Here is a 7,155-nt window from a genome sequence, read left to right on the forward strand (position 1 = left end):
AACAGTTCTGTTTTTAGTTTATTTTTGTTTATAAAGGTTGGCAGCCTTTTTTATTCTTAAAATAAATTCATTTCTTATATTTTCCGGTTCCAGAATTTCGCATTTATCAATGAATCCCATCAAAAGACGGTAGCTGTATTCATTGTCTGCAAACGGAATTTCAGCAGTATACCTGCTTTCCGTTTCTGAAAGAAAGCACTTTTCACCATACAGTTCGCTGAATTCCCCTCTTAATGACTTATCAACGGATACTTTCATTTTTATTATCTTTTCCTGGATAGGACCGTTTTCCGGATCAGATTCGGGAATTTCTCTGGGAATAAATGATTTATTAGTGATTTTTAGTCCGGATATTCGAGATAATTTAAAATATCTGAAATCTTCCCGGAGAATACAAAATCCCTCTACATACCAGTCGCTGCCTTTAAGTATAATTCTGTAAGGTTCTATTTTACGTGTGCTTTTTTTACGTTGCCTGTCTTCATATTTAAAAGTCAGGATTTTGTTTTTATCCATTGCAGACTTAATATTTTTCAGGTCAGAACTGACATTGTTTGAATTTTTCCACGGAGTAATATCTATAATTATTCTGTTTGTTTTCTGTTCTATCTCTTTTAGTTTTTTCTGTGGGATGATTCCTTTCAGCTTAATGAGGGCATTTGTAATTTCTGAGCTTGAAAAAGTAGAATTAATACTGCTCAGCCCTGTAAGAAGTGATGCAAGGTCTTCCGAAGTAAATAAGTTTTTTTCTATTTTAAATTCTTCAAGGATTCCCACACCGCCGTTAACTCCGGGATAAGTGATAATAGGAATTCCAGCTGCATTGAGCGTATCAATATCCCGATAAATAGTACGTGTAGTAACTTCAAAAATTTCTGCCAGCTTTGGTGCAGGAACTTTTTTTCTTTCCAGAAGAATAACAATAATGGATAGCAGACGTTCTATTTTCATAAATAATTCTCCTTAATTTTTATTACTATTATAAAACCATGACATAATGATGTCAAGTTTTTGTGATATAATATTTATATAAAATATTTAGGAGGAAGTAAATGGAAAAGGATTTTGAAAAGGAAAAAGAAGAATTATTCAATAAAATAGGGAAAACGTATAATATGGTTTTATCTACTTCGGATAAAGAAAATGTGAGTTCGCGTATGGTATCTTTAATTTCGTATAATGAAAAGTTCTACATTACATCAATGCAGAATGAGAAACTGGAACAGATAGAAAAAAATCCCAATGCAGCACTGTGTGCAGATACTATGCAGATAAAAGGGAAGGCAAAAGTCTTGGGTTCTGTTTCAGAAGAGAAAAATAATGAAATTATGATGGAGTATAAAAATATACTTCCTGCTTCATATGAGCGTTTCGCGTCGAATCCAAAGGCAGTATTAATAGAATTCACACTTACAGAGTCTAAATGGTGGAAAAATATACAGGTCATGGATGGTGTAATTATAGATTTTATAGATAAAAGAGCAGTTTCAAGAGTGTAAAATAAAAAGGCAGGTGTCGTAAAGCATTATAGACACTCTGCCTGATTTCTTATAGAAAAAGAACAACCGCAGTACTGCTGTCTGTAAAGATCATATTCTTTGCTGATTTCCAGTGATCTTTTGAAACCGTTATTCTTTTTAAAATCAGAATATAAAAATTTAACATTATATATTTTTTCAAGGTTCGCACCAATCAGATTAATCCTTTCAGCATTTTTGTGAGGGCTGATAGTAAGGACAGAGCCAAAGTAGTCAAAATCACCCTCTTTTGCCTTTTCTGCTGCTTTTTTTAATCTCATGTGGTAACACAGGGAACAACGTGAGCCGCCCTCGGCTTTGTCTTCATAATTGTGTATATTATCAAAAAATTCTGAAGGAGTGTATGTTTCGGAAATTATCTCTATTTTACCTTTGTAGACTTCTTTTGTAAAATCTTTTAATTCGTTAAATCTTCTGATATATTCACTTTCAGGGTGTATATTCTGATTGTAATAATATAGTGTAATATCAAAAGCAGATGATAAATATTCCAGTACATATGAGCTGCATGGTGCACAGCAGCTGTGAAGCAAAAGCTTAGCCTTTTTTCCGGCTAAGCTTTTTATAATTTCTTCCATTTTTTTATTATAATTTGTTTTATTCATGGTTTTTACCTCTTTACATTCTGTCTACAGTTTTAATTCCCAGAAGATCCAGTCCGGCTTTCAGAATATGTGCAGTTTTGGAAGCAAGAGTTATTCTTGAGTTTCTTAATGCAGAATCAGTCTCATTGGCAATATGTTTCTGATTATAGAAAGTGCTGAAAGTCTTCGCTGTCTCAAATAAATAATCTGCAATCAGGTTTGGTCTGTATGTTTCACCTGCTTTTACTGCTATATTCGGGAAATTCAGAAGCATCAGGGATAAATCTCTTTCTATATCAGATTCAAGAATAATTTCTGAATTTTCATTATATTCTGTGTTTTCTCCGTTAAGCTTTCTGAAAATAGACATAATTCTCGCATAAGTATACTGTAAATACGGCCCTGTATTCCCCTCAAAGCTCAGCACTTTTTCCCATTCAAATATAACAGGAGAAGTTCTGTTCTGGCTCAGATCAAAATATTTAATTGCTCCTATACCTACAATTTCCGAAATTTTTTCCTTTTCATCATCAGGGATTCCCGGATTTTTAATATCTATTGTTTTTCTTACTTCTTTTTTAGCTTCGTCCAATAGGTCGTTTAGTTTAATAATATTTCCTAATCGGGTAGAAAATATTCCATCTTTAAATCTCATGATTCCGAACCATACATGTACTTTTTCATAATCAAATTCATCACCAAGCATTTCAGCAATTTTGAATACCTGTCTAAAGTGATCCTGCTGTCTTTCATCAGTGATATAGATAGCTTTATCAATATGAAGAACTTCTCTTCTGTACTTTATTGTTGCCAGATCTGATGTGGAATACAGGAAACTTCCGTCTTTTTTCTGAACTATACAAGGGTGAAGTTTTGTATCCTCGTCAAAAAATACAACAAGGGCATCCTGATCCTCCTTGGCAATATTCCTAGAAATTAGTATATTTAGAATATCAGGCATCATGTCATTGTAAAATGATTCGCCGTTATATAAATCAAATGAAATATCAAGTCTTTTATAAATTTTGTCATATTCTTTAAGTGAAATATCAATAAACTCATGCCAGAGTTTATTATTTTTTTCATCTCCAGCCTGTAATTTTCTCAATTCTTCACGTGCAATATCCTCTAATTCTGGATTCAATTTTGATTCATCAGAGAATTTTACATAAATTCTTTCCAATTCCTCAATAGGGTCTTCTTCATAGTTTTTCTTATCCAGCCATCTGTCGTAGCCTACAATCAGTTTACCAAACTGTGTTCCCCAGTCTCCGATATGGTTATCAGCAAGTATCTCAAAACCGGTAAATTTCATAATTCTTTTTATGGAATCACCAATGATTGTACTTCGTAAATGACCTATATGCATTCTTTTAGCTATATTAGGTGATGAATAGTCAATGATTGTTTTCTTTCCATTATCAAGAAATGAAAAGTCATAATCCTCTTTACCTATTTTTTCAAATTCATTATTTATAAATTTACTTTTCAAAAATATATTTATAAAGCCCGGTCCAGCAATTTCGAGTTTTTCGATAATATCATTTTCTGAAAAATTATCTATTAATGTCTGGGCGATTTCTCTCGGATTTTTACCAAGTGTTTTTGAATTAACCATGGCAAAATTCGTAGCAAAATCTCCAAATCCTTTTTTGTTTGAACTTTGAATTTCTATGTCTGAATCAATATTAAAAATATTTTTAACATTCTCCTGTACCAGTTTTTCAAGCTGTTTATTAATAAGTTCCATAATTCACCCCAATGTTATATAATATAAGTAATTATACCAAAATATGTTCATAAAATAAAGTATTTATCAGAAAAGGAGCTGGCAATGAGGTTTGAGAGGGAATATTTTTTAAGAGATGCACTTGAAGTAGGACCAGAGATATTGGGACATTACCTCGTGAGGGAAATAGACGGCAAAATTATAAGGACGATAATAGCAGAAGTAGAAGCGTATGTGGGGCCTGATGATAAAGGTGCACATACTTATAAAAATAAAAGAACTGCCAGAACAGAGCCGATGTTTAGTGAGGGTGGCCATGCTTATGTATATTTGATTTATGGAATGTATAACTGCATAAATATTGTATGTCAACAGGAAGGAAAGCCTGAGGCTTTACTGCTCAGGGCTGTGGAACCTTTGAACGAGTTTGATATTCTTTTTAGTAACAGAAGTCCTGTAAAAAACATTCATAGTCTTAGTAACGGGCCGGGAAAGTTATGTTCGGCACTTCAAATAGACAGAACTTTTTCAGGGTATGATCTTATAAACGGGAAAGAACTTTATCTGGAGAAAAATAAAAACAGAGGAGATATAGGAATAGTTCGAGCTAAAAGAATAGGCATTGATTATGCAGAGGAGTATAAAGACAAACTTTGGAGATTTTATATTAAAAATAATAAATTTATAAGTAAAAAATAAATATTCGCACATTGTTAATTATGCGAATCATAATTAATTATACATACAAAAAATAAAATGTCAATCTATTTTTTTTGTATTATTAATATTTTTTAAATTGAATAATTATACTAAACTATTTGTGCTTGTAAAATCTAAGAAAAACTCGGATATTTATTTATGGAAAAGTTCGCATAATTAACAAAATGCGAACATTTATTAAAGGGGGGGAGATTCCAAGGGGTTGGATCTGGAAAAATGGACTTATGAAATTAGGGGGAGAAATAAAAAAAGGAATTATCTTAAATCTTTTTAGAAGATGATTCCTTTTTTGTTAGTTTTAAACTAATTTTTATTAATTTTTATTTTGTTCTTGTAAATGTTAATTCTGTACCATCTGAAGTAATCAGTTTTAACGTCTTTTCATCCACTACTTTATATGTAGCAGTTTCGGGAAGTACAGTAAGATATTTATATTCCTGCTCCATTACGTTTCTCGGACCATATAACTTAGTACTTGCAAGGTTCGAAAATGTAATGTTTTCACCATTTATCTCAAAGTTTCCGCTATAAGTATTTACACCTGAAAATCCTGATACCAGATTTTCTTTCTTGGCAAAATTAAGAGTGATTTCTCCTAAAGTTTTTGAGCCTATATATTGGTATATTAATGTTTCATTCTGAAAATCAGTTAATTTCCAAGAAGTTGACGATAAAGTTTTTATTTTTTTGAACTTTGTTGTTTTAGCTGACGATACAGTAAACAAAAACAGTACAGACAACATGATTAATAAAACTTTTTTCATTGTTTCCTCCTAATATAGATTATTAACAAAATTATATACTATATTGGAGAAAATTAAAAGCTATTTATTATAAAAAAGTATTTTTCTTTTGTTTATAAGGCGGGATTTTGTCATAAGGTATAGAGTTAAATAAAAAATACATAACACATACTATTTTTTCTTAATTATAAATATGTTATAATTTATTTGAAAAAGGCTGGGAAAAAATGAAGAGATTTATCAAAAAATATAAGCAGGTAAAATACAGATATTTCTGAAACGGAGGGAAATTATGAAAAAATTGATTATAATATTATTATTTATAATTACTTCAGGAATTTTTTCAAAAACAACTGATGAATTCTTACGTGAATTCGGAATTTTGGATAAATCAATAGAATATTATAATAAAGCTTTGAACATAAAAAGTATGAACGGTGGAATTCAGGAGATAAGAAGTGCATACAGAGACGCCGTAAAAGAAGATGAGCGAAACTATCTTGCACTTGACGAACTGGGGAATATTGCCAGAATGGAGGGCAATATAAGAGACGCGGGTAATTATTATCTGAAATCCATAGAGGTGAATCCTGATGGTTATGACTCATATAGCTATATAATTGATTTATACCGTTCAGAAGGAAACGCTGAGAAAATGAAGGAATACGCCGAGATGCTAGTGGAAAAACATCCAGATTATCCTGACGGGTACTATGTACTTGCTCAGATGTATGAAGAAGCGGAAAATAAGGACAATGCACTGAAATATTATTCTGACGCTTTGAAAAAATACGATAATTACAATACTGACAAATTTCCTGACAAGGCTGAAGTGGTGTTGGAAAACAGAAAGCTGGATTCCATTATAGGGATAGCGGATATTTATACTGACAGGGCTGAATATGTGAAAGCACTTGACAAGCTTCTGCTTATAAATCCCCTCAGTTCTAATTACAGCGATATAGAGAGACAGAATTATACTAATGCAGTGATAGAGAGTCTGGAAAAACTGAATAAGCAGAATAGAAAGCTCGCAGGACGGTATTTAAGAACATTTCAGGACAGAAATGTACTTCCGAGGGACTTTAAGTTTTAGTGTTTACTTATTTCAATGTTGAAAATGGTATTTTTGCAGTGAAGTGATTTTAGATTTAATAGATAAAATAGAGAATACTCTTGATTATTAAGGGTATTTTTTTGTTATGTGGGATAGAATATTGTTTTTTGTTAGAGTCTGATTGTTGAATTTTGATTACGTTTTTTATAAAACTGGATTGACATAATGGCATAGAAGTATTATTATTTATAGTAATAGCAGAGGGGGAATATATGGATAAAAGAATTTTGAAAATATCTTTTTCCAGAGGTGGTTCCGGAAGGAGCCTGTGAGAAGAAGTCTGTAAATAAAAAATACCCACTATGATAAAATAAAATCAGGAGGTTTTTTTAATGAAAAAGAAACAATTAAGTCCAAAGCAGGCATTGATAGCCCAAATGATAGAAATGTATGATATCAAAGATGCCAAAGATATCCACGAAGCCTTAAAAGATTTGCTGGGCGGTACAATTCAGTCCATGCTTGAATCTGAAATGGATGAGCATCTTGGATATTCTTCATATGAACGAAGTGACAATGAAAATAGCAGAAATGGAAAGAAAACGAAAAAACTTCGTTCACATAGTGGGGAATTTGAAATAGAAGTACCTCAAGACAGAGATTCTTCTTTTGAGCCTGTACTTGTCCCTAAAAGAACAAAAGATATCTCAGAAATAGAAAATAAGATCATTAGAATGTATGCCAGAGGTATGACCACTAGACAAATTTCTGAACAAATTCAAGA

Annotated in this window: 8 protein-coding genes; 4 read left to right on the plus strand and 4 right to left on the minus strand. The window is 31.7% G+C overall.

Features of this window, described 5'->3' with window-relative positions:
* Positions 1 to 18: 18 nt before the first annotated feature.
* Positions 19 to 951 (minus strand): YafY family protein, encoded by a 933-nt coding sequence (locus NK213_RS07115; RefSeq protein WP_253348213.1) that lies wholly within the window; start codon positions 949 to 951, stop codon positions 19 to 21.
* A 101-nt stretch (positions 952 to 1,052) separates the two neighbouring features.
* Between NK213_RS07115 and NK213_RS07120 the strand changes: the two genes are divergently transcribed.
* Positions 1,053 to 1,499 (plus strand): pyridoxamine 5'-phosphate oxidase family protein, encoded by a 447-nt coding sequence (locus tag NK213_RS07120; protein ID WP_253348214.1) that lies wholly within the window; start codon positions 1,053 to 1,055, stop codon positions 1,497 to 1,499.
* A gap of 26 nt (positions 1,500 to 1,525) precedes the next feature.
* Here the strand turns inward: NK213_RS07120 and NK213_RS07125 are convergent, their stop codons facing one another.
* Both NK213_RS07125 and argS read right to left on the minus strand, forming a co-directional pair.
* Entirely contained in the window at positions 1,526 to 2,143 is a 618-nt protein-coding gene (locus tag NK213_RS07125; RefSeq protein WP_253348215.1) for an epoxyqueuosine reductase QueH, read from the minus strand.
* Between the two features lie 13 nt (positions 2,144 to 2,156).
* A complete protein-coding gene (gene argS, locus NK213_RS07130) occupies positions 2,157 to 3,872 on the minus strand; it encodes an arginine--tRNA ligase (protein WP_253348216.1) in 1,716 nt (571 codons plus the stop codon).
* Positions 3,873 to 3,956: 84 nt separating this feature from the next.
* On the opposite strand from argS, the gene NK213_RS07135 reads away from it, so the two are divergent.
* Positions 3,957 to 4,550, plus strand: a complete 594-nt coding sequence (locus NK213_RS07135; protein ID WP_253348217.1) for a DNA-3-methyladenine glycosylase — start codon at positions 3,957 to 3,959, stop codon at positions 4,548 to 4,550.
* A 341-nt stretch (positions 4,551 to 4,891) separates the two neighbouring features.
* Here the strand turns inward: NK213_RS07135 and NK213_RS07140 are convergent, their stop codons facing one another.
* Complete coding sequence (locus tag NK213_RS07140; protein ID WP_253348218.1) at positions 4,892 to 5,335, minus strand: META domain-containing protein; 444 nt, start codon at positions 5,333 to 5,335, stop codon at positions 4,892 to 4,894.
* 271 nt (positions 5,336 to 5,606) lie between these two features.
* Here NK213_RS07140 and NK213_RS07145 point away from each other — a divergent pair, with 271 nt between their 5' ends.
* Together NK213_RS07145 and NK213_RS07150 are read left to right on the plus strand one after the other, a co-directional pair.
* Positions 5,607 to 6,410: a lipopolysaccharide assembly protein LapB gene (locus tag NK213_RS07145; RefSeq protein ID WP_253348219.1), complete on the plus strand. Its 804-nt coding sequence runs from the start codon at positions 5,607 to 5,609 to the stop codon at positions 6,408 to 6,410.
* Positions 6,411 to 6,763: 353 nt separating this feature from the next.
* Positions 6,764 to 7,155 (plus strand): transposase (locus NK213_RS07150; RefSeq protein WP_253348220.1); only part of this gene is annotated, 392 nt, incomplete at its 3' end.

Origin of the sequence: Sebaldella sp. S0638 (genome assembly GCF_024158605.1) — a bacterium.
Classification (GTDB): Bacteria; Fusobacteriota; Fusobacteriia; order Fusobacteriales; family Leptotrichiaceae; genus Sebaldella.